The organism is Pseudomonas idahonensis, from assembly GCF_037903935.1.
Taxonomy (GTDB): domain Bacteria; phylum Pseudomonadota; class Gammaproteobacteria; order Pseudomonadales; family Pseudomonadaceae; genus Aquipseudomonas; species Aquipseudomonas danubii.
The window spans coordinates 6,478,328-6,499,051 of the sequence record NZ_CP149586.1 but is presented as its reverse complement, the minus strand read 5'-3'; the positions used below and the strand labels follow the sequence as shown (position 1 = coordinate 6,499,051).

The following is a 20,724-nucleotide window of genomic DNA, read 5'->3' as shown; positions in this document are numbered from 1 at the left end:
TGGTCCTTGCATCATCAGGACACACATCACCGGTGCGATTCGGGCACGCCGCAAGGTTCAAAGCTGGAAGCGGGTGACCGAGGTTTGCAGGGTCGCCACAGAGTTTTCCATCTGCTCCACCGTTTGGGTCAGCTCACGCATGGCCTGGCTGTTGCGCCGGGCTACCTGACTGATCATCTCCACCCGTTGCGCCACTTCGCTGCTGGCCTTGGACTGCTCGCCGATGGTGTGGGAAATCTCTTCCACCATCAGCGCCGAACGTTGGGCACCCTGGCGAATCTCGTTGATCGAAGTCCCCGCCTGCTGGGCCATGTGCACCCCGTCGCTGACCCGGCTGACCCCGGTTTGCATGCTGCTCACTGCTTGCTCGGTGGTTTCACGGATGCGCTCGATCATGCCGGTGATCTCCCGGGTGGATTGCGCGGTGCGCGCCGCCAGGTTGCGCACCTCGTCGGCGACCACGGCGAATCCGCGTCCGGCCTCGCCAGCCCGGGCCGCTTCGATGGCGGCATTCAGGGCCAGCAGGTTGGTCTGCTCGGCGATGCCATTGATCACCTGGATGATCGAATGGATCTCCTCCGAGGACTGGCCTAGGGCGGTAATGCTCTGGGACGACTGGTTCACCGCCTCGGCGATGTGGCTCATGCCGTCCACGACCCCGAGGATCACCTGGCCGCCGCTGCCGGCCAGGGACTCGGACTGGGCGGCAATGCCCTGGGCGTTGCGGGCGTGCTCGGCGACCTGGGCAATGTTGCTGATCATCTGCTCCATGGCTGCTGCCATGTCGGTGGCGCCGTCGGCCTGCTCGGTGGCGCCGTCGGCGATGCCCAGCGAGGTGTCGCTGAGGCTGTGGGAACGCCCCCGCAACTCCTCGCTCTCATGGCGGATGGTGGTGATCATCTGCCGCAGGTTGTCCTGCATTTCGCCAAGGGCCTGTTGCAACTGGCCGGCTTCGTCCCGGCTGTCGACACTGATGGGCATGGTCAGGTTGCCCTGGGCGATGGCCCGGGCGGTGGCGACGGATTTTTCCAGGGGCTTGAGGACCCGGATGAGCAACTGGCGGGTCAAGAGGCACAGGGCCAGGGCGGCAATCAGACTGCCGCCGATCAGCCACCAGGCGGCTTGGCGTACGGCGGTTTCACTGTCTGCGCTGGTCTGTGCGGTAGCGGCTTCGATCTTGCTGCTCAGTGCCGAGTTGCGGGCCTCCACTTCACTGAAACGCTGAGAAAACTCCGGCATTTGCAGGCGCGCGGCCTGGGGGTCCTTGAGGGCCTGTTCGGCGATGCTTTCGGCCGCATGAATGTAGCTTTCCAGGACCGGCTGCAACTCGCTGATGGCATCGCGGATATCCGGCGCCAGGGGCAGCCGGGCGTTTTCCGCCAGGGCCTTGCGGAACCAATCGCCGTGTTCGCGCAGACTGTTGCGCACTTCCTCTGCGGCCGCGCTGTCGCCGGGTTCGCTGCTCAGAGCCTCCAGCACATCGGCCCGCAGGGCGTCGTGCATCATGTCGGCTTCCAGGTGATTGCGCAGGGCACTGGCATTGACTTCATTGTCATGCAGGGCCTTGGCCAGGCGTGACTGTCCCCAGAGGCCGATGCCGGCTACCAGGGCAATGGCCAGCAGGCTGAGAACCCCGGAGGCGATCATGTTGTGACGAATATTCATGCCTGGCTTCCTGCTTGTCTTGGCGGTGGTTAAAGCGTAGCCCAGCACTTGGGGTTCGCCTCCGGGCGAGCGGGGCCTGGTTACTGGTTTTCGCTTTGAGGTGTCACCCGCAGCACTTCCTCCAGGCTGGTCAGGCCATCGGCAAGCTTTTGTGCGGCGGCCAGCCGCAGGCTGCGCATGCCGTCGTCGCAAGCCTGGCGACGCAGGCCGGCGAGGTCGAGGTCGTCTCGAACAAGGGCTTTGAGCGGGGTACTCAAGGGCATGATTTCGTAGACGCCGGTACGTCCGTGATAGCCGGTGCCACGGCACTCTGCGCAGCCCACGGCCTTTTTGCTCAGGGGCGGGAACGGCAATTGTCGGGGGGAGGTCAGGCTCTGCCAGTCATCCGGGGCGAGGGCGGCGGGCGCCTTGCAGTGGGGGCACAGGGTACGCAGCAAGCGTTGGGCCATGACGCCGATCAGGGTGGCCTTGATCAGATAGTGAGGCACTCCCAGTTCCAGTAGGCGGCTGATGGCTCCGGGGGCATCGTTGGTGTGCAGGGTGGAGAGCACCAGGTGCCCGGTGAGTGCAGCCTGGATAGCCATTTCGGCGGTCTCCAGGTCGCGGATCTCGCCGATCATGATGATGTCCGGGTCCTGGCGCATCAACGCACGCACGCCGCTGGAAAAGCTCAGGTCGATATTGTGCTGCACCTGCATCTGGTTGAACGCCGGCTCGATCATCTCGATCGGGTCTTCGATGGTGCACAGGTTGATCTCGGGGCTCGCGAGCTTTTTCAAGGTGGTGTAGAGGGTGCTGGTCTTGCCCGAGCCTGTGGGGCCGGTCACCAGGATGATGCCGTGGGCCTGCGCGGTCATGGCTTGCCAACGGTTCAGGTCGTCGGCGCCGAAGCCCAGCTGATCGAAATCCTTGAGCAGCACCTGCGGGTCGAAGATGCGCATCACCAACTTTTCGCCAAAGACCGTGGGCAGGGTCGAGAGCCGCAACTCGATCTCGCTGCCTTCGGGAGTACGGGTCTTGACCCGGCCGTCCTGGGGTTTGCGTTTTTCCGCGACGTTCATCCGTCCCAGGCTCTTGAGGCGGCTGACGATGGCCAGGGTTACCTGGGGCGGGAACTGGTAGACGCCGTGCAGCACCCCGTCGATGCGAAAGCGCAGGGTGCCGTGCTCGCGGCGGGGCTCGATATGGATATCGCTGGCCCGTTGCTGGAAGGCGTACTGAAACAGCCAGTCGACGATGTTGATGATGTGGGCGTCGTCGGCATCCGGCTCCTGGTCGCTGGCCCCGAGCTTGAGCAGATGCTCGAGGTTGCCCGGGCCGCTTGTCCTTTGCTCGCTGCTGGCCCCGCTGACCGATTTGGCCAGGCGATAGAACTCCAGGGTCAGGCGCTGGATATCCACCGGGCTGGCCACCACCCGGTGGATCGAGCGCTTGAGGACATGGGCCAGATCGGCCTCCCAGGCGCTGACATAGGGCTGGGCGCTGGCCACGGTGACGCTTTGGGCATCCACCGCCACGGCGAGGATCTTGTGCCGCTGGGCGAAGGCGCAGGACATCAGCGGGGTGATGCTGGCGACGTCGATCTGCAACGGGTCGATGCGCAGGTAGGGCTGGCCGGCGTGCCGGGCCAGCCAGGCGGTGAGGCTGTCCAGGTCCAGATGCTGGCCGGGACGCTGCAAGTCCGGCAGATGCTGACTGGCAATCAGTTCCAGGGGATGCAAGGGGGTGCTGGTGCCATGACGTCGGGTGCTGAGGGCCTGTTCGGCGGCATCCTGGCTGATGCGGCCCTGGGCCAGCAGTTCACGCAGCAGCTCACTGAGGTCCAGCCAGTGATCCTGGGCAATGTGTGCGGCAGCCATGGGGGCTCCTTGGGGCTGTTGTCCAGACGCGGGTCTCTGACCACAAATGGCCAAGAATAGCCCCGCCAGTCTGGGCCGCCGCCCGCCAAGGGTTGCAGGGTTTTTCCGGCCTCAGCCAGCGGCCTGCAGTTGCGCCGGCTCTGCCCGTTCCAGTTCTACCGAGCAGACGCTGATCAGGTTGCGCAACTTGTCGCCGATCACCCGAGCCCGGTGCCAACTCAGGCCGTCGAGTTCCACGTCGATGTGCAGCGTGGCGTCTTGCTGGATCACCGTGACCCGCTGGGGCACCAGAAATTGCAGGGCGAAGTGGTTGAGCACCCGACACAGGACATCGGCTTCGGCCTCGGCCGTCATCTGATAGTGCACGCGACAGTGGACATTGTTCTGGTTCCAGACATCGGCGCGGGATGATTGGCCAGGGGCGGGTTCGAGATGGGGCATGGCAGTCTCCAGATCAGTGGAGAAATTTTTACATTCGGTTTCGGGTATTTCTTATCTAAGATTGAGCGGAATTCATGAAAGTAGAATTGTTTGATTCAAGGTTTTATAGATAAGGGAATTTATTATGCATAGCGAGCTGGACGCCTACGACCGCCGGATACTCGCGTTGCTGCAAGAGGACGCGTCACTTTCCAGTGCGCAGATTGCCGAACAGGTGGGCTTGTCCCAGTCACCGTGCTGGCGGCGGATTCAACGCTTGAAGGAAGAGGGGGTGATCCGTGGCCAGGTGACCTTGCTTGATCGCAAGAAGATCGGCCTTAACACGCAGATCTTTGCCGAGATCAAGCTCAACGCCCACGGACGCTCCAACTTCACCGAGTTCACCGAGGCGATTCGCGGTTTTCCGGAGGTGCTGGAGTGCTATGTGCTGATGGGGGCGGTGGATTTCCTGCTGCGCATCGTGACCGCGGACATCGAAGCCTATGAGCGGTTTTTCTTCGAGAAACTGTCCATGGTGCCCGGCATTCAGGAGGTGAACTCGATCGTTGCCCTGTCGGAGATCAAGTCCACCACCAGCCTGCCGGTACTGCGCTAAGGGGGCGGCTTACATGCGCAGCAGGGTTTTCCAGGCGCGGTTCTGGAACACCGCGATGGCCTGTTGCTTGCGGGCATCGAGGGCTTCGTCGGTAATGGGCTCGTTGGCCAGTTGTGCCAGCTTGTTCAGTTCACCGTAGAGGCGGTCCAGCTCCGGAATGTCCAGTGCGGCGCGGGCGTGGTGCAGCCAGGCCTGGATACGTTCGATCCGCGGCAACTGCTCGGCCAGATCTTCCGGCTGCTGCTGGTAGCGCGGCAGTTGCAGGGAGGTCGCTTCCTCGGCCAGCAGGCGTGGCAGCCAGCTGCCCAGTTGCGCTGCACCCTGGCGGTTGCCACGGGTGTTGCGCTCGGCGGTCCAGGCTCGGGCCAGCAGCCAGCGCGAGGTGTTCAGGGAGAACAGGCCCCAGCGTACGTCCTGCAGTTCCTCGATGAACTGCTCCGGCGCGGCTTTGCGCACGTCTTCATCGTCGAGGCCGGCTTGTACCAGCGGACGCCAGTCTTCCAGCAGGGCATCCAGGGCGCTACGCAGCTCAGCGGTGGATTGGCGTGGCGCAGCCTGGCCCAGGCTGCTGGCCAGAGCGCGCAGCTCGGCGAGGTTATCCACCCAGTCCTGCAGCAGGCGCCAGTGACCGTTGAAGCGATACTGTTCGGCCAGGCGCTGGCTGCTGCCCAGCAGGTGCCAGGCCAGGGCGGCGAAGGCATCGTCCAGCGGGGTTTCGGCGCTCAGCTGTGGCGCCGGCAGGCTCAAGGAGTAGCTACCGGCATCGAACAGGCGATAGCCACGCTCGGCCTTGCTGATGTCGCAGGGCATCAGGGGCAGGGTGAGGGCCAGCTCCGCCGCCAGTTCCAGCAGAGCAGCGGGTTCGCCTTCACGCAGTTCCAGCTCCAGCTCGCAGATTTCTTCCTTGTGCTTGCCGGCGATCACCTGGCCCAGGTCCAGGGCCGCCTCGATCACCACTTTGGCCTTGCCACGGCCCCAGGCGAGTTCCGCGCGCTCACGGACAAAGTCGGTGGTGAACAGCGGCTTGAGGGTCTTTTTGTCCAGTTCGGCCAGGGCTTCGGGCCAGCATTCGCCGTCGAGTTTTTTCACGTCGAGCTTGGCTTTGGCCAACGACCAGTCGTACTCGTTGCGCTCGGACAGGCCGGCAACGCTCTGGCCGCTGGTCTTGAGGGTCTGGATCACTGCGTCACCGTCACGACGCAGGCGCAGGGCGACTTTGGCCCGGGCCAGATCGCGCTCTGGGGTGTCGAAGTACTGGTTCATCAGCTCACGGCGTTCCCAGCCACTTTTGTTGCGTTTTTTCAGTAGCGGGTGCTCGCGCAGGGCGGCGAGGGTTTCGCGGCTGACGCGGAGTTTGATTTCGGTTTCTTTCTGCATGGCCGGAAAATCCAGGATCGGGAGTGCAGCCGGGGGAAGAGTTGGCTGCCAAGGCCGTGCAGTGTACAGGACCAGGCGCCCGGAGGCGCCACGACGGTTCCTTCCTCTCACGAGATGCCTCTATGATGGTCCTTATCTTGGGATCTGCGGAGCCAGTTCATGCCATTGCCGTCCATGAAAGATCAGTTCGCTGCACTGATCGCCGCGCCGTCGGTGAGTTGCACTCAAGCGGCGCTGGATCAGTCCAACCGTCCGGTCATCGACTTGTTGGCCAGTTGGCTTGGCGACCTCGGTTTTGCCTGCGATATCCAGCAGGTCAGCCCCGGCAAGTTCAATCTGCTGGCCAGCTTCGGCAGCGGTCCCGGTGGCCTGGTACTGGCTGGGCACAGTGATACGGTGCCGTTCGATGCCGCTTTATGGCAGACCGATCCGCTGAAGTTGACCGAGGTCGACGGCCGCTGGGTCGGTCTGGGCAGTTGTGACATGAAGGGCTTTTTCGCCTTGATCATCGAAGCGGTGCGACCGTTGCTGGAGCAGCCATTCAAGCAGCCGCTGCTGATCCTCGCGACCTGTGATGAAGAAAGCTCCATGGCCGGTGCCCGGGCCCTGGCGGAAGCCGGGCGGCCCCTGGGGCGCGCGGCGGTGATCGGCGAGCCCACGGGCCTCAAGCCAATCCGCCTGCACAAGGGGGTGATGATGGAGCGCATCGATATCCTCGGGCGCAGCGGCCATTCCTCTGACCCGCGCCTGGGGCGTAGCGCTCTGGAGGCCATGCACGACGCCATCGGCGAGCTGCGTGGGTTGCGGCTGCTGTGGCAGCGCGAGTACCGCAATCCACAGTTCAGCGTGCCGCAACCGACCTTGAACTTCGGTTGCATCCACGGTGGCGACAACCCCAACCGCATCTGCGGCCAGTGCTCCCTGGAGTTCGACCTGCGTCCCTTGCCGGGCATGGACCCGCAAGTGCTGCGCGAGGCGATCCGGCAGAAACTTCAACCCATTGCCGAGCGACATGAAGTGCAGATCGACTATGCGCCGCTGTTCCCTGCGGTGCCGCCGTTCGAGCAGCCCGAGGACGCTGAGCTGGTGCGGGTGGCGGAGCGGCTTACCGGGCATCGTGCCGAAGCAGTAGCGTTTGGCACTGAAGCGCCTTATCTTCAGCGCCTTGGCTGCGAGACGCTGGTGCTGGGCCCGGGTGATATTGCCTGCGCCCACCAGCCCGGGGAGTACCTCGAAATGTCACGCTTGCAGCCTACTGTGCAGTTGCTACGAGAGTTGATTGAACATTACTGCCTGACGCCGGCCCAATTTCAGTAAATTACCGGCGTCCTGATCCGTACCCATGAGGAGAGTAAGCGTGTTGCCAAGCCTGTTCCGACGATAACCATCAGCCCGCTGTGCGTTTTCCGTTTCGTCCTTTTATAGGCTGCTTTTTATTTACAGGCTCAGGTTCATGCCCGAATACGTCAATTGGCTCCGCCACGCGTCTCCCTATATCAACGCTCACCGTGACTGTACCTTCGTGGTCATGCTCCCGGGCGACGGCGTTGAACACCCCAACTTCGGCAATATCGTCCACGACCTGGTGCTGCTCCACAGCCTGGGGGTTCGCCTGGTGCTGGTGCACGGTTCACGGCCACAGATCGAAGCCCGTCTGGCGGCTCGCGGTCTGGCGCCCCATTACCATCACGGCCTGCGGATTACCGACGCGGCGACCCTGGAGTGCGTGATCGACGCCGTGGGCCAGTTGCGCATTGCCATCGAGGCGCGTCTGTCCATGGACATGGCCTCCTCGCCCATGCAGGGCTCGCGGTTGCGGGTCGCCAGCGGCAACCTGGTGACGGCCCGCCCGATCGGCGTGCTGGAAGGTGTCGACTACCACCACACCGGTGAAGTGCGTCGGGTCGATCGCAAGGGCATCAATCGCCTGCTGGACGAGCGCTCCATCGTGCTGCTGTCGCCTTTGGGGTATTCGCCCACTGGCGAGACCTTCAACCTGGCTTGCGAGGACGTGGCCACTCGCGCCGCCATCGATCTGGGGGCCGACAAGCTGCTGCTGTTCGGTGCCGACCCGGGGCTGCTGGATGAAAACGGCAAGCTGGTGCGCGAGTTGCGCCCGCAACAGGTTCCGGCGCACTTGCAGCGCCTGGGCAGCAATTACCAGGCCGAACTGCTGGATGCCGCTGCCGAGGCCTGTCGTGGGGGGGTGGGACGTAGCCACATCGTCAGTTATGCCGAAGATGGCGCCCTGCTGACGGAACTCTTTACCCGTGATGGCGGCGGCACCCTGGTGGCCCAGGAGCAATTCGAGCGGGTGCGCGAGGCGGCGATTGAAGATGTCGGTGGTTTGTTGGATCTGATCAGCCCACTGGAAGAACAGGGCATCCTGGTACGGCGCTCCCGGGAGGTGCTGGAGCGTGAGATCGAACAGTTCAGCGTGGTCGAGCGCGAGGGCATGATCATTGCCTGCGCTGCCTTGTACCAGATTGCCGACTCCGACGCCGGCGAGCTGGCCTGCCTTGCGGTGAACCCGGAGTATCGTCATGGCAAGCGCGGTGATGAACTGTTGGAAAGGATTGAAACCCGGGCCCGGGCTCAAGGGCTGAAGACCTTGTTCGTCCTCACTACCCGCACCGCCCACTGGTTTCGCGAGCGGGGTTTTGTGCCCAGCAGCGTCGAACGTCTGCCGTCGGCCAGGGCCTCGCTGTACAACTACCAGCGCAATTCGAAGATCTTCGAAAAGGCCCTCTGAGTCTATTTTTCGTTCTGCAATACACAACGCCTCGACCCCAGGATCGAGGCGTTGTCGTTTTCTGCACATGTCAGAAAAATTTCATTTCGACACAAAAACTGTAACAAATTGACGGGAGGATAGGCTCTTAGCCATGATGCGTCGCTTTTTTGATCCTCCATGACGTTTTACGCCTCTGGCGCGGGGGGACCTCGAAGGGCTGAATCGGGGAACAATTTTCAGAAATAAGCTTGCGAGTGCCTAGGCCGGGACTCTCGGCTTTACAGTGGCTAGCGTTATTCCTGAAAAGTATGAAAAAGGACTAAACAATTCTTTTTGGGTTTATGAGTAATTCATTACCCTGCATGGACCAAATCACTGCGATTAGACCATGGTCGTAGACATAGATAGTTACGATTGACTTGTCGGTCACGGTCTGGCGCTAATCGCGCATCTGTGGCACCCGGGCGTTCGATCTGGGGCCAGGAACCACAAGAATTAGAAACGAGAGGAGCGAAACATGAACAAGTCCACCTTGGCCCTGGCTGTGGCCGTAGGGGTTTTGGCGCAGCAGGCAGGCGCCGCCGGTTTCATCGAAGACAGCAAGGCTACCTTGGGGCTGCGCAACTTCTACATCAATACCGATAACCGCGATGGCGATGCCAAAGCTGCGGGCGCTCAGAGTAAGCAGGAAGAGTGGGGCCAAGGCTTCCAACTCAACTTCACTTCCGGTTACACCGAAGGCACCGTCGGTTTCGGTCTGGATGCAATCGGCTTGCTGGGCATCAAGCTGGACTCGGGCGGCGGTACTAACGGCGCGACCTCCACTTCCTATGGCGGCACCGTCTTCCCAAGCAAGTCTAATGGCGAAGCCGTTGATAACTATTCCAGCCTGGGCCTGACTGCCAAAGCCAAGGTCTCGCAGACCGAACTGAAGCTGGGCACCCTGCAGCCAAAACTGCCGGTTATCGTGACCAACGATGGTCGCATGCTGCCGCAAACCTTCCAGGGCGGCCAGATCACCACCAACGAGATCAAGGATTTGACTCTGGTCGGTGGCCAGATCGAGCACGCCAAAGGTCGTAACTCCAGCAACAACGAAGAGTTGTCCATTGCTGGCGCCAATGCTCACACAGCAGCAGGCCGTGATAGCAACAAGTTCATCTACGGTGGCGGTGACTACAAAATCACCAAAGACCTGACGGCTCAGTACTACTACGGCAACCTGCAAGACTTCTACAAACAGCACTTCGTGGGCCTGCTGCACAACTGGGCTATCGGCCCGGGCGTATTGAAGTCTGACCTGCGCTACTTCAACAGCCGTAACGACGGTGCCAATGGCCACGACTCGGCTTACTACACCACCGGTGACTACGGCACTGGCATCACCAAGGGCAAGGTTGATAACCGTCTGCTCAGTGGCTTGTTCCTGTACTCGGTTTCCGGCCACACCTTCGGCGGCGGCTATCAGGTCAGCAACGGTGACAGCGATTTCCCTTGGCTGAACCAGGGTGACGGCTCGTCGGCTTACCTGACCACCGACATGCAGATCCAGAAATTCGCCCGTGCCGGCGAACGCACCTGGCAAGCTCGCTACTCCTACGATTTCGCCAAAGTGGGTCTGCCAGGTCTGACCGCAGGTGTGGTTTACCTGCGTGGCGACAACATCGATACATCCGGCAAGGTGGGGTCTACCACTCCTCAACGTACAGTTTCGGCCACTGGCCGCTCCGAGTGGGAACGCGACCTGACCGTTGCCTACGTGATTCCGGAAGGTCCGTTGAAAAACCTCGGCCTGACCTGGAAGAACGCCATGTGGCGTAACGACATCCCGGGCCAGCGCGATCAGGACGAAAACCGTCTGATCGTCAGCTACTCGATCCCGCTGTTGTAATAGCGCGATAAAGCCTCGCCCGGCGCAATGCCGGGCGAGGTATTGCTTCAAGTCAGGCCCACCCCCGTGAGCCCTTCCTGAATCCCCCTCTTTGTACAGCTACTCAAGGCCTTCTCGAACCTTGTTGAGAAGGGTGGTCTTCGCCTGCGCGCGCGTCCAGTGAAGAGATCTTTAATATTCAATTTGGTTATGAATAAATCGATATTTATTCTTTTTAAATAAACTCCGGTGCAGGCAGAGTAGCTCCATCACGCACTCACAGGAGCAGCACCCCATGAGCCTCAGACTGGGCGACATCGCCCCCGACTTCGAACAGGATTCCAGTGCCGGCAAGATTCGTTTCCACGAGTGGCTGGGCGATAGCTGGGGCGTGCTGTTTTCCCACCCCGCAGACTTCACGCCGGTGTGCACCACCGAGCTGGGTTTCACCGCCAAGCTCAAGGACGAGTTCGCTCAGCGCGGAGTCAAAGCCATTGCCCTGTCGGTGGACCCGGTGGATTCCCATCACCGCTGGATCGAAGACATCAACGAAACCCAGCACACCATCGTCAATTTTCCGATCCTGGCGGACGCCGATCGCAAAGTGTCGGACCTCTATGACCTGATTCATCCCAATGCCAGCGACACGCTGACCGTACGTTCGCTGTTCGTCATCGACCCGAACAAGAAGATTCGCCTGACCATCACCTATCCCGCCAGCACTGGGCGCAACTTCCACGAAATTCTCCGGGTGATTGACTCGTTGCAACTCACCGACAACTACAAAGTGGCCACTCCGGCCAACTGGCAGGACGGTGACGAGGTGGTGATAGTGCCCTCGCTCAAGGACGAGGAAGAGATCAAACGCCGCTTTCCCAGAGGTTATCGCGCAGTGAAGCCTTACCTGCGCCTGACGCCGCAGCCCAATCGCTGACCCACTCACCGCTGTAGGAGCCGGCTTGCCAGCGAAGGCGGTGGTGAGGCCGGTGCAAGTCTTGCGGACCCTTTCGCGGGCAAGCCCGTTCCTACGCAGAACGCCGAGGTAACAGAACCACAAAGCAGGGGTTTTAAGGCCGTTTCGACGGCCTATTTTTTTGCCTGGAAATCATCGCTCCTTATATTCATTTAAGGAATAAACAAATGAATAAATAAGATTTATGGATATATAAATTGGCTGTTAAGGTCTGTTCAGTCCGGCGAGATCGCATCCCGCGAATCGCTTTATCTTGTTCAAGGAATCCCCTGCATGCTGGTGGTCTCTCTCGGTGGCAGTCCCAGCCAACGCTCCCGTTCCGGGGTGCTGCTGGAGTTGGCCAAGCGCTGGTTGCAGCAGCAAGGTGTGGAAGTGGTCAGTTACCAGGTGCGGGACTTCCCGGCCGAGGATCTGCTTCACGCTCGCTTTGACGGCGCCATGGTCATCAACCTGCTGCAACACATTGAACAGGCCGACGGCCTGCTGATCGCCACACCGGTGTACAAGGCGTCGTTTTCCGGGGCGCTGAAAACCCTGCTCGATTTGCTGCCGGAACGCGCACTGAGCCACAAGGTGGTGCTGCCCATGGCCACAGGCGGCAGCATCGCCCACATGCTGGCGGTGGATTACGCCCTCAAGCCTGTGCTCTCGGCACTCAAGGCCCAGGAAATGCTCCAGGGCATCTTTGCCGAGGACAGCCAGATCGCTTATGGCGAAGGCAGTGTGCAGCCGCAGCTGGCCGAGGCTCTGGAGCTGCGTTTGAAAGAGGCTCTGGAGCAGTTTCACAGCGCCATGGCCCGTCGCCCCAAACCGCTGGACCCGCATGTATTGAATGAACGCCTGTTGAGTGCTCGCTGGAGCATTTGAGCCACACCCCTGATTTGAAGTACTGGCCTTACTCGCCCGCCAACGGGCAAGCAGGTGCAGCCACAACCCCACAGCAAAAAGGAGAGCGCCATGCGCCCTGTCATTTTGCGTCGCGGTCTGGTCGCTCTGTTTGCTGCGGCTGTGTCCTTCGGCGCCATTGTTCAAGCTCAAGCCGAGACCTTGCGTATCGGTTATCAGAAATACGGCACCCTGGTGCTGCTCAAGGCCAAGGGCACTCTGGAAAAGCGCCTGGCGCAGCAGGGCGTGGACGTGAAGTGGACCGAGTTTCCTGGTGGTCCGCAGTTGCTGGAAGGGCTGAACGTCGGTTCCATCGACTTCGGCGTGACCGGCGAAACCCCGCCGGTGTTCGCCCAGGCCGCCGGTGCCGACCTGCTCTACGTGGCCTACGAACCACCGGCGCCCCATAGCGAAGCCATCCTGGTGCCCAAGGACTCGCCGATCAAGTCGGTGCAGGACCTCAAGGGCAAGAAAGTGGTGCTGAACAAGGGCTCCAACGTTCATTACCTGCTGGTCCGCGCCCTGGAAGACGCCGGCCTCAAGTACAGCGACATCCAGACCGTGTTCTTGCCTCCGGCCGATGCCCGAGCGGCGTTCGAGCGTGGCAGCGTCGACGCCTGGGTGATCTGGGACCCCTACCAGGCGGCAGCCGAGCAGCAACTGCAGGCACGCACGCTGCGTGACGGCAGTGGCATCGTCGACAACCACCAGTTCTACCTGGCGACCAAGCCCTACGCACAGCAGCACCCCGAGGTGATCAAGACCCTGGTGGAAGAAGTGCGGGCCGTGGGCGAGTGGTCCAAGGCCAACCCGCAGGAGGTCACCCAGCAAGTGGCGCCGTTGCTGGGCCTGTCTACCGACATCACCCTGACCTCGGTGAAACGCCAGGGCTACGGTGCGGCCTTCCTGACCCCGGAAGTGATCACCGCGCAGCAGAAAATCGCCGACAGCTTCTATCAGCTCAAGCTGATTCCCAAGCCGCTGAGCGTCAAAGACGTGATCTGGACGCCCCCTGCCGCCGTGGCCAAAGCGCCGTAAATCGACCCCTTAGGAGACAACTCCATGAGCCTCAACATCTTCTGGTTTCTGCCCACCCACGGCGACGGCCATTACCTTGGCACCGCCGAAGGCGCTCGCGCCGTGGATCATGCTTACCTGCAGCAGATCGCCCAGGCCGCCGACCGCCTGGGGTTTGGCGGGGTGCTGATCCCCACCGGGCGCTCCTGCGAGGATTCCTGGTTGGTGGCGGCGTCGCTGATTCCGGTGACCCAGCGTCTGAAGTTCCTGGTCGCCCTGCGCCCCGGGATCATTTCCCCGACGGTGGCGGCGCGTCAGGCGGCAACCCTGGATCGCTTGTCCGGTGGCCGGGCGCTGTTCAACCTGGTGACCGGGGGTGATCCGGACGAACTGGCCGGCGATGGCCTGTTCCTCGACCATGAAGAGCGTTACCAGGCCTCCGTGGAGTTCACCCGCATCTGGCGCCGGGTGCTGGAAGGCGAAACCGTGGACTATGACGGCCAGCACATCAGCGTGAAGGGCGCCAAGCTGCTCTATCCACCGTTGCAGCAACCGCGCCCGCCGCTGTATTTCGGTGGCTCTTCGGAAGCCGCCCAGGACCTGGCCGCCGAGCAGGTGGACATGGTCCTGACCTGGGGCGAGCCACCGGCCGCCGTGGCCGAGAAGATCCAGCAAGTGCGGGACAAGGCAGCCAGGCTCGGACGCTCCGTGCGCTTCGGCATCCGCCTGCACGTGATTGTGCGGGAAACCAATGCCGAGGCCTGGCAGGCTGCCGAGCGCCTGATTTCCCATCTGGACGACGACACTATCGCTCGGGCCCAGGCTTCCCTGGCGCGCTTCGATTCCGTGGGCCAGCAGCGCATGGCGGCCCTGCATGGGGGGCGTCGCGACAAGCTGGAAGTCAGCCCCAATCTCTGGGCCGGGGTGGGCCTGGTGCGTGGCGGGGCTGGCACCGCCCTGGTGGGCGATGGCCCTACCGTGGCGGCGCGGATGAAAGAGTATGCGGACCTGGGCATCGATACCTTCATCTTCTCCGGTTATCCACACCTGGAAGAGTCCTATCGAGTGGCCGAGTTGCTGTTTCCGCACCTGGATATCGAACGGCCCAAGCTGCCCGAAGCCGCCGGTTACGTCAGCCCGTTCGGGGAGATGGTCGCCAATGACATCCTTCCCAAAGTCGCGTCCCAGAGCTGAGGTACGGCCATGAATGGACAACGCATTGTGCATCGGCTGGCGCCCTGGGGACTGCCGTTGCTGCTGCTCGCGGTGTGGCAACTGTCGGTGTCGGCGGGTTGGCTGTCGACCCGCATCCTGCCGGCTCCCAGCGCGGTGATCGAAGCCGGGATCAGCCTGGTCCGCAGCGGTGATATCTGGACCCACCTGGCCATCAGTGGCTGGCGTGCGGGGCTGGGCTTTGTCATCGGTGGCGGTATCGGCCTGGTGCTGGGCTTCATCACCGGCTTGTCGAAATGGGGTGAGCGCTTGCTGGACAGCTCGGTGCAGATGATCCGCAACGTACCGCACTTGGCGCTGATTCCCCTGGTGATTCTGTGGTTCGGCATCGACGAGTCGGCGAAGATTTTCCTGGTGGCGCTGGGCACTCTGTTCCCGATCTACCTCAACACATACCACGGCATTCGCAACGTCGATCCGGCGCTGGTGGAAATGGCCCGTAGCTACGGCTTGTCGGGGTTTGCGCTGTTTCGCCAAGTGATCCTGCCGGGAGCCTTGCCCTCGATCCTGGTGGGCGTGCGTTTTGCCCTGGGCTTCATGTGGCTGACCCTGATCGTCGCGGAAACCATCTCCGCCAGCTCCGGCATCGGCTATCTGGCCATGAACGCCAGGGAGTTCCTGCAGACCGATGTGGTGGTGCTGGCCATCGTCATGTATGCGCTGCTCGGCAAGCTTGCAGACCTTGCGGCTCGGGGCCTGGAACGGGTCTGGCTGCGCTGGCATCCGGCCTATCAAGTGGCCAGGGGAGATGCCCAATGACGGCTCAACAACCTCCACGGCTGCTGCGGGGCATTCCCCTGGCCGTGCGCAAATTGCAGAAGACCTTTGGGGCGCGGCAGGTGCTGCGGGAAATCGATCTGCACATTCCTGCCGGTCAGTTCGTGGCTGTGGTGGGCCGCAGCGGTTGCGGCAAAAGCACCTTGCTGCGCCTGCTGGCCGGTCTCGACCAGCCTTCGGGCGGTGAGTTGCTGGCCGGTTCTGCGCCCTTGAGCGCAGCCATCGAAGACACCCGGCTGATGTTCCAGGAGGCGCGTTTGCTGCCCTGGAAGAAAGTCATCGACAACGTTGGGCTCGGTCTCAAGGGCAACTGGCGGCCCCAGGCCCTGGAAGCCCTTGAGGCGGTAGGCCTGGCGGATCGCGCCCATGAATGGCCGGCGGCGCTGTCAGGTGGCCAGAAGCAGCGGGTGGCCTTGGCGCGAGCCCTGATTCACCAGCCGCGACTGTTGCTGCTGGACGAGCCGCTGGGAGCACTGGATGCCCTGACCCGGATCGAGATGCAGCAGTTGATCGAGCGTTTGTGGCAGCAACATGGCTTCACCGTATTGCTGGTGACCCACGATGTCAGCGAAGCCGTGGCAATTGCCGATCGGGTGATCCTGATCGAGGACGGCGAGGTGGGCCTTGACCTGCACGTCGAGCTGCCACGCCCGCGGGTGCGCGGTTCCCATCGCCTGGCGGCCCTGGAAACCGAAGTCCTCAATCGCGTGCTGTCACTGCCAGGCTCACCGCCGGAGCCGGAACCCGTTTCACCCTTACCCACGCAGTTGCGCTGGGCTCTTTAAAACAGCGACTCATATTCGACCCCAGGAGAAATACCATGACCATTAAAGCCATCAACGTACGCAATCAGTTCAAAGGCACCATCAAGGAAATCGTCGAAGGTGATGTGCTGTCGGAAATCGATGTGCAGACGGCTTCCGGGATTGTCACTTCGGTGATCACCACCCGCTCGGTCAAGGAGCTGGAACTGTCCATCGGCAGCGAGGTGATTGCCTTCGTGAAATCCACCGAGGTGTCGATCGCCAAGTTGTGAGCGATGCAGTGCAACAGCCCCGAAGGGTGCGAGTCCTTCGGGGCTTTTTTCATGGACGCTGTAAATAACGGTCAGATTTGATACTTTCCCTGCTTTCGGCAAGGCCTGAACAGTACAAACATGACAACAGAGCAGGGTCCAAACGTAGGGTATCTGGAGTTTGATCGCGATCGCTGGTCAGCTCTGCGGGCCGCAGAACCCATGAGTCTGTCACCGTCCGAGATGGAGACGCTGACCAGTCCGACCCAGCCCATGGCGCCCGAGGAGGTGAGGCAGATCCTGCTCCCGCTGTCGCGCCTGCTGCATTTGCATGCGGCCCAGGTACAGTCACTCAAGGCCCCCCAGGCAGGTTTCAAGGCGCCTTATGTCATAGGTGTTTCCGGCAGTGTCGCGGTGGGCAAAAGCAGTTTTGCCAGGGTCCTGGCGGCCCTTCTGGCCTATTGGCCGGACAAGCCCAATGTGCATCTGGTGACTACGGACTCCTTTCTTTTCCCCCTGGCGACCCTTCAGGAAAAAAATATCCTGCACCGCAAGGGATTTCCCGAGTCCTACGATGAGCCGTTGTTCGTGGATTTTCTGCAGTCTGTGTGCAGGAAGGGCGAGCCGGTGAAGATCCCCATCTACTCCCACGTCCGCTACGACATCCTGGCCGATGAGGCGCAGTCGGTGGAGGCTCCGGACATCATCATCCTCGAAGGCCTCAATGTGTTGCAGGGGGAGCAGGGGCAAGGCCTGAGCTCCCTGGATTTCATCGACTTCTCCATTTACGTCGATGCGTCCGAGGAGGCGATCAAAGCCTGGTACCTGGAGCGCTTTGTCTACTTGAAGAACACCGCTTTCCAGGCGGCAGATTCCTATTTCAACAAGTACAAGGGGCTTTCGGACCTTGATGCCTTGTCGGTGGCGTCCGATACCTGGGACCGGGTCAATCTGAAGAATCTCGTCGAAAACATCCTGCCGACCCGGGAACGGGCGAACCTGATCATTCACAAATCAGCGGATCACAGCATCGACAGGTTGCTGCTGCGGCAGGTGTGAGCACTCAGAGCGGCGTTGGGCGCTTGGGCAGGTAGGGCGGCAAGTAAAGGCTCAGGTAGGCATCGAAGACCCGCATGCCTTCCTCCGCCATGCGCGGGGTGATCTGCCCGTGCTGCTGCACCGAACGGGCGTACACCCGGTCTCCCAGCTCCATGGCCAGGGCGAATACATCTACATCCTGGGGCAGGGTCGGCAGCTCGAAGTGGTGATTGAACAGCTTGTGCATCAGGTCACCCAGCTCAATGTCGTGCTGGCGATCGGCCTGGGTGACTTCCGTCAAACCGTGCTGGGCAAGGATCAACTGGCGGGCCGCCGCATCCTCGCCGTAGATGTCGAGCATGCGTTGTTCGACCAGGCGTGACAGGTCCCGCCAGTTGTCGAGCCGGTCGTGGTCGATGGGCGCTTGCAGGCAGGCGCGAAACGCCGCGTGGACATCGGCGGTCAGGGCTTCCAGCAGGGCCGGGACACTGGCGAAGAAGTGATAGACCGAGGACGGTGGAATCTGCGCCCGTTCGGCCACGCTGTAGATCGACAGGCTGGCCACACCCTCGCTGGCGAGCAGGGTCCGGGCGGCGTCGAGTATCGAGTCGATCCGGGCCTGGCTGCGTGCACGGGGTTTGCGAAGAGGGGCGGTGCGCGTCATCGGTGTCTCCTACTGGGCAGCGGGCATTGTACGCGAGAGCGTCAGAATTCCTGTATCCGCCGGCCATGGATCAGTGGCACAAAAAAACGCCGCGGGGCTGTCAGCTCCGCGGCGTTGTTTTTTTGCAACAACCGCTTAAACGGTGTGCAGGTACCAGTTGTACTCGAGGTCGGAGATGGAGTGTTCGAACTCTTCCAGCTCGCTCTCTTTGCAGGCCACGAAGATATCGATGTACTTCGGATCGATGTACTTGGCCATTACCTCACTGTCGTCCAGCTCGCGCAGGGCATCGCGCAAGTTGTTCGGCAGGCTCTGCTCGTTCTGCTCGTAGCTGTTGCCTTCGGTCGGCGCCGGTGGCTCGATCTTGTTGGTCAGGCCGTGGTGCACGCCCGCCAGGACCGAGGCCATCAACAAGTACGGGTTGGCGTCGGCGCCAGCGACCCGGTGTTCCAGGCGCACGGCATCGGCCGAACCGGTCGGCACCCGCAGGGCTACGGTACGGTTGTCCAGGCCCCAGCTCGGCGAGTTCGGCACATAGAACTGTGCGCCGAAACGACGGTAGGAGTTGACGTTCGGGCAGAGGAAGGCCATCTGCGCCGGCAGGGTCTCGAGCACACCGCCGATCGCGTGACGCAGTGCGGCGTTCTGCTCGGGATCCTCGCTGGCAAAGATGTTCTTGCCATCTTTATCCAGAACCGAAATGTGGACGTGCAGACCGTTGCCCGCCTGGCCTGGGTAAGGCTTGGCCATGAAGGTGGTATCCATCTCATGGTCGTAGGCGATGTTCTTGATCAGGCGCTTGAGCAGTACCGCGTAGTCGCATGCCTTGATCGGGTCGGCCACGTGGTGCAGGTTGACTTCGAATTGTGCCGGGGCACTTTCCTTGACGATGGCGTCGGCCGGGATGCCTTGTTCCTTGGCACCTTCCAGAATGTCCTGGAGGCAGTCGACGTATTCGTCGAGATCGTCGATCAGGTAGACCTGGGTGGAATGCGGGCGTTTGCCGGAGATCGGCGAACGTGGCGGTTGTGGACGGCCGTTCACGTTCTCCTGGTCGATCAGGTAGAACTCCAGTTCGAAGGCGGCGCAGATGGTCAGTCCCAGTTCGTCGAACTTGGCCACGACCTGGCGCAGTACTTCTCGTGGATCGGCGAAGAACGGATCGCCTTCAAGCTCGTGCATGGTCATCAGCAGTTGCGCGGTAGGACGCTTCTGCCAGGGCTCGTTGCACAGGGTATCGGGGATTGGATAGCAGATTCGGTCAGCATCGCCGATGTCCAGGCCCAGGCCGGTGCTTTCCACCGTAGAGCCATTGATATCCAGGGCAAATAGGGAGGCCGGCAGGTTGATGCCTTTCTCGTAAACCTTGTGGAGGCTGGTGCGTTCGATGCGCTTGCCGCGCACCACACCATTCATATCCGCAATCAGAAGGTCAACGTACAGAACCTCAGGATGTTCCTTAAGGAACGCGTTCGCTTCGTTGAGCTGAACGGCACGCGGGGGTACCGACATGATGCAACACCTTTGTTGTTAAAAATATCAATCATTGATCTTTTCTGGTTTCAGTCAACCCGAACGGCATGCCGAAGTCAAGTAAGGCTCTTTACGCCCTAATAAAGGGCTGGCGAGGCTCTTTTGGGGCAAAACAGGGCGTTTTTTGGGACTCGACTGCCTCGGGTAGCGCAGACTTGAGCGGGCCGTGTTGTATTTTTTACGGGGGTGTTGTGTAAAAAAATGAACAAGGCTAAGCTCGAATCAAACCCATAACAGCAATAATACCGGGGTGTTTCATGTCTCGCCTGCCGTTAATCGGCATCACCGCCTGCTCCAGGCAGATCGGTCTGCATGCCTATCACATCAGTGGCGACGAGTATGTACAGGCAGTAGCCAGCGCAGCCCAGGGCGTGCCGGTGATTCTTCCGTCCATGGCGCAGTTGCTTTCCCCGTCCGATATTCTGGACGGTCTGGACGGCATCCTCTTTACCGGTTCTCCCTCCAATATCGAACCTTTCCATTACCAGGGGCCTGCCAGCGCACCGGACACTGCTCATGATTCTGCACGGGACGCGGCCACTCTGCCGCTGTTGAATGCCGCCGTCGAAGCCGGTGTTCCGGTGCTGGGCATCTGTCGCGGATTCCAGGAAATGAATGTAGCCCTGGGCGGCAGCCTTCATCAGAACGTGCATGACGTGCAGCCGTTCATGGACCACCGCCATGATGACGAGCCTGGTCAGCCCCTGGATGCCTGGTACGCGCCTGCCCATGATCTGCACGTCCAGGCGGGTGGGGTCCTGGCAAATCTGGGCCTGCCGCAGAAGATTCAAGTCAACTCGATTCATGCTCAAGGCGTTGAACGTCTGGCGCCGGGCCTGCGGGTCGAGGCGCTGGCGCCTGACGGTCTGGTGGAGGCCATCTCGGTCGAGGGAGGCAAGGCATTTGCTTTGGGGGTGCAATGGCACCCCGAATGGCAGGTAAGCTGCAATCCTCACTATCTGGCCATCTTCCAGGCTTTTGGTGATGCCTGCCGCAAACGGGCAAAACAACGCGACGCCGAAGCGTCACACAACGCCTGACTTAATAG

Annotated in this window: 19 protein-coding genes and 1 pseudogene; 13 read left to right on the top strand and 7 right to left on the bottom strand. The window is 61.4% G+C overall.

Features of this window, described 5'->3' with window-relative positions:
* Nucleotides 1–57 precede the first annotated feature (57 nt).
* The 4 genes and pseudogenes from WIN67_RS31255 to WIN67_RS29455 all read right to left on the bottom strand — a co-directional run bounded on the left by WIN67_RS31255 (nucleotide 58) and on the right by WIN67_RS29455 (nucleotide 3,965).
* Nucleotides 58–771, bottom strand: a complete 714-nt coding sequence (locus WIN67_RS31255; protein WP_371826187.1) for a methyl-accepting chemotaxis protein — start codon at nucleotides 769–771, stop codon at nucleotides 58–60.
* A 141-nt stretch (nucleotides 772–912) separates the two neighbouring features.
* Nucleotides 913–1,239 (bottom strand): annotated as a pseudogene (locus WIN67_RS31250) (HAMP domain-containing protein); the annotation flags it as partial.
* 506 nt (nucleotides 1,240–1,745) lie between these two features.
* Nucleotides 1,746–3,524 carry a GspE/PulE family protein gene (locus WIN67_RS29460; protein WP_339070392.1) on the bottom strand — a complete coding sequence of 593 codons (1,779 nt, stop codon included), beginning with the start codon at nucleotides 3,522–3,524 and terminating at the stop codon, nucleotides 1,746–1,748.
* Nucleotides 3,525–3,635: 111 nt separating this feature from the next.
* Nucleotides 3,636–3,965, bottom strand: coding sequence for a hypothetical protein (locus tag WIN67_RS29455; protein ID WP_102881221.1), 330 nt, complete (start codon nucleotides 3,963–3,965; stop codon nucleotides 3,636–3,638).
* Nucleotides 3,966–4,089: 124 nt separating this feature from the next.
* Here WIN67_RS29455 and WIN67_RS29450 point away from each other — a divergent pair, with 124 nt between their 5' ends.
* Complete coding sequence (locus tag WIN67_RS29450; protein ID WP_065902318.1) at nucleotides 4,090–4,560, top strand: Lrp/AsnC family transcriptional regulator; 471 nt, start codon at nucleotides 4,090–4,092, stop codon at nucleotides 4,558–4,560.
* A 9-nt stretch (nucleotides 4,561–4,569) separates the two neighbouring features.
* Here the strand turns inward: WIN67_RS29450 and WIN67_RS29445 are convergent, their stop codons facing one another.
* Nucleotides 4,570–5,937 carry an inorganic triphosphatase gene (locus WIN67_RS29445; RefSeq protein WP_339070391.1) on the bottom strand — a complete coding sequence of 456 codons (1,368 nt, stop codon included), beginning with the start codon at nucleotides 5,935–5,937 and terminating at the stop codon, nucleotides 4,570–4,572.
* A gap of 159 nt (nucleotides 5,938–6,096) precedes the next feature.
* On the opposite strand from WIN67_RS29445, the gene argE reads away from it, so the two are divergent.
* The 11 genes from argE to coaA all read left to right on the top strand — a co-directional run bounded on the left by argE (nucleotide 6,097) and on the right by coaA (nucleotide 17,500).
* Nucleotides 6,097–7,254 (top strand): acetylornithine deacetylase, encoded by a 1,158-nt coding sequence (argE, locus tag WIN67_RS29440; RefSeq protein WP_102881220.1) that lies wholly within the window; start codon nucleotides 6,097–6,099, stop codon nucleotides 7,252–7,254.
* Nucleotides 7,255–7,390: 136 nt separating this feature from the next.
* Nucleotides 7,391–8,689, top strand: a complete 1,299-nt coding sequence (gene argA, locus WIN67_RS29435; protein WP_102862158.1) for an amino-acid N-acetyltransferase — start codon at nucleotides 7,391–7,393, stop codon at nucleotides 8,687–8,689.
* A gap of 499 nt (nucleotides 8,690–9,188) precedes the next feature.
* Nucleotides 9,189–10,562 (top strand): OprD family porin, encoded by a 1,374-nt coding sequence (locus WIN67_RS29430; RefSeq protein WP_102862157.1) that lies wholly within the window; start codon nucleotides 9,189–9,191, stop codon nucleotides 10,560–10,562.
* A 274-nt stretch (nucleotides 10,563–10,836) separates the two neighbouring features.
* The gene (locus WIN67_RS29425) at nucleotides 10,837–11,475 is read left to right on the top strand and encodes a peroxiredoxin (RefSeq protein WP_102862156.1); all 639 of its coding nucleotides are present in this window, start codon (nucleotides 10,837–10,839) and stop codon (nucleotides 11,473–11,475) included.
* A gap of 312 nt (nucleotides 11,476–11,787) precedes the next feature.
* On the top strand, nucleotides 11,788–12,381 hold the full coding sequence (ssuE, locus tag WIN67_RS29420; protein ID WP_339070390.1) for an NADPH-dependent FMN reductase: 594 nt from the start codon (nucleotides 11,788–11,790) through the stop codon (nucleotides 12,379–12,381).
* Nucleotides 12,382–12,471: 90 nt separating this feature from the next.
* Nucleotides 12,472–13,437, top strand: a complete 966-nt coding sequence (locus WIN67_RS29415; RefSeq protein ID WP_170001763.1) for a sulfonate ABC transporter substrate-binding protein — start codon at nucleotides 12,472–12,474, stop codon at nucleotides 13,435–13,437.
* A 24-nt stretch (nucleotides 13,438–13,461) separates the two neighbouring features.
* Entirely contained in the window at nucleotides 13,462–14,610 is a 1,149-nt protein-coding gene (gene ssuD / locus WIN67_RS29410) for an FMNH2-dependent alkanesulfonate monooxygenase (RefSeq protein WP_339070389.1), read from the top strand.
* A 9-nt stretch (nucleotides 14,611–14,619) separates the two neighbouring features.
* Nucleotides 14,620–15,408, top strand: a complete 789-nt coding sequence (gene ssuC, locus WIN67_RS29405; RefSeq protein ID WP_102862152.1) for an aliphatic sulfonate ABC transporter permease SsuC — start codon at nucleotides 14,620–14,622, stop codon at nucleotides 15,406–15,408.
* Nucleotides 15,405–16,211, top strand: coding sequence for an aliphatic sulfonates ABC transporter ATP-binding protein (gene ssuB, locus WIN67_RS29400; RefSeq protein WP_102881218.1), 807 nt, complete (start codon nucleotides 15,405–15,407; stop codon nucleotides 16,209–16,211). Before ssuC ends, ssuB begins: the two co-directional genes overlap by 4 nt.
* A gap of 35 nt (nucleotides 16,212–16,246) precedes the next feature.
* Nucleotides 16,247–16,462, top strand: coding sequence for a TOBE domain-containing protein (locus WIN67_RS29395; protein ID WP_011064106.1), 216 nt, complete (start codon nucleotides 16,247–16,249; stop codon nucleotides 16,460–16,462).
* Nucleotides 16,463–16,582: 120 nt separating this feature from the next.
* A complete protein-coding gene (gene coaA, locus WIN67_RS29390; protein WP_110652459.1) occupies nucleotides 16,583–17,500 on the top strand; it encodes a type I pantothenate kinase in 918 nt (305 codons plus the stop codon).
* 4 nt (nucleotides 17,501–17,504) lie between these two features.
* Here coaA and WIN67_RS29385 read toward each other — a convergent pair whose 3' ends face one another.
* Both WIN67_RS29385 and WIN67_RS29380 read right to left on the bottom strand, forming a co-directional pair.
* On the bottom strand, nucleotides 17,505–18,143 hold the full coding sequence (locus WIN67_RS29385) for a TetR/AcrR family transcriptional regulator (protein ID WP_102881216.1): 639 nt from the start codon (nucleotides 18,141–18,143) through the stop codon (nucleotides 17,505–17,507).
* Between the two features lie 135 nt (nucleotides 18,144–18,278).
* Nucleotides 18,279–19,655 (bottom strand): glutamine synthetase family protein, encoded by a 1,377-nt coding sequence (locus tag WIN67_RS29380; RefSeq protein WP_085581012.1) that lies wholly within the window; start codon nucleotides 19,653–19,655, stop codon nucleotides 18,279–18,281.
* A 278-nt stretch (nucleotides 19,656–19,933) separates the two neighbouring features.
* Between WIN67_RS29380 and WIN67_RS29375 the strand changes: the two genes are divergently transcribed.
* On the top strand, nucleotides 19,934–20,716 hold the full coding sequence (locus WIN67_RS29375; RefSeq protein WP_102881215.1) for a gamma-glutamyl-gamma-aminobutyrate hydrolase family protein: 783 nt from the start codon (nucleotides 19,934–19,936) through the stop codon (nucleotides 20,714–20,716).
* Nucleotides 20,717–20,724 lie beyond the last annotated feature (8 nt).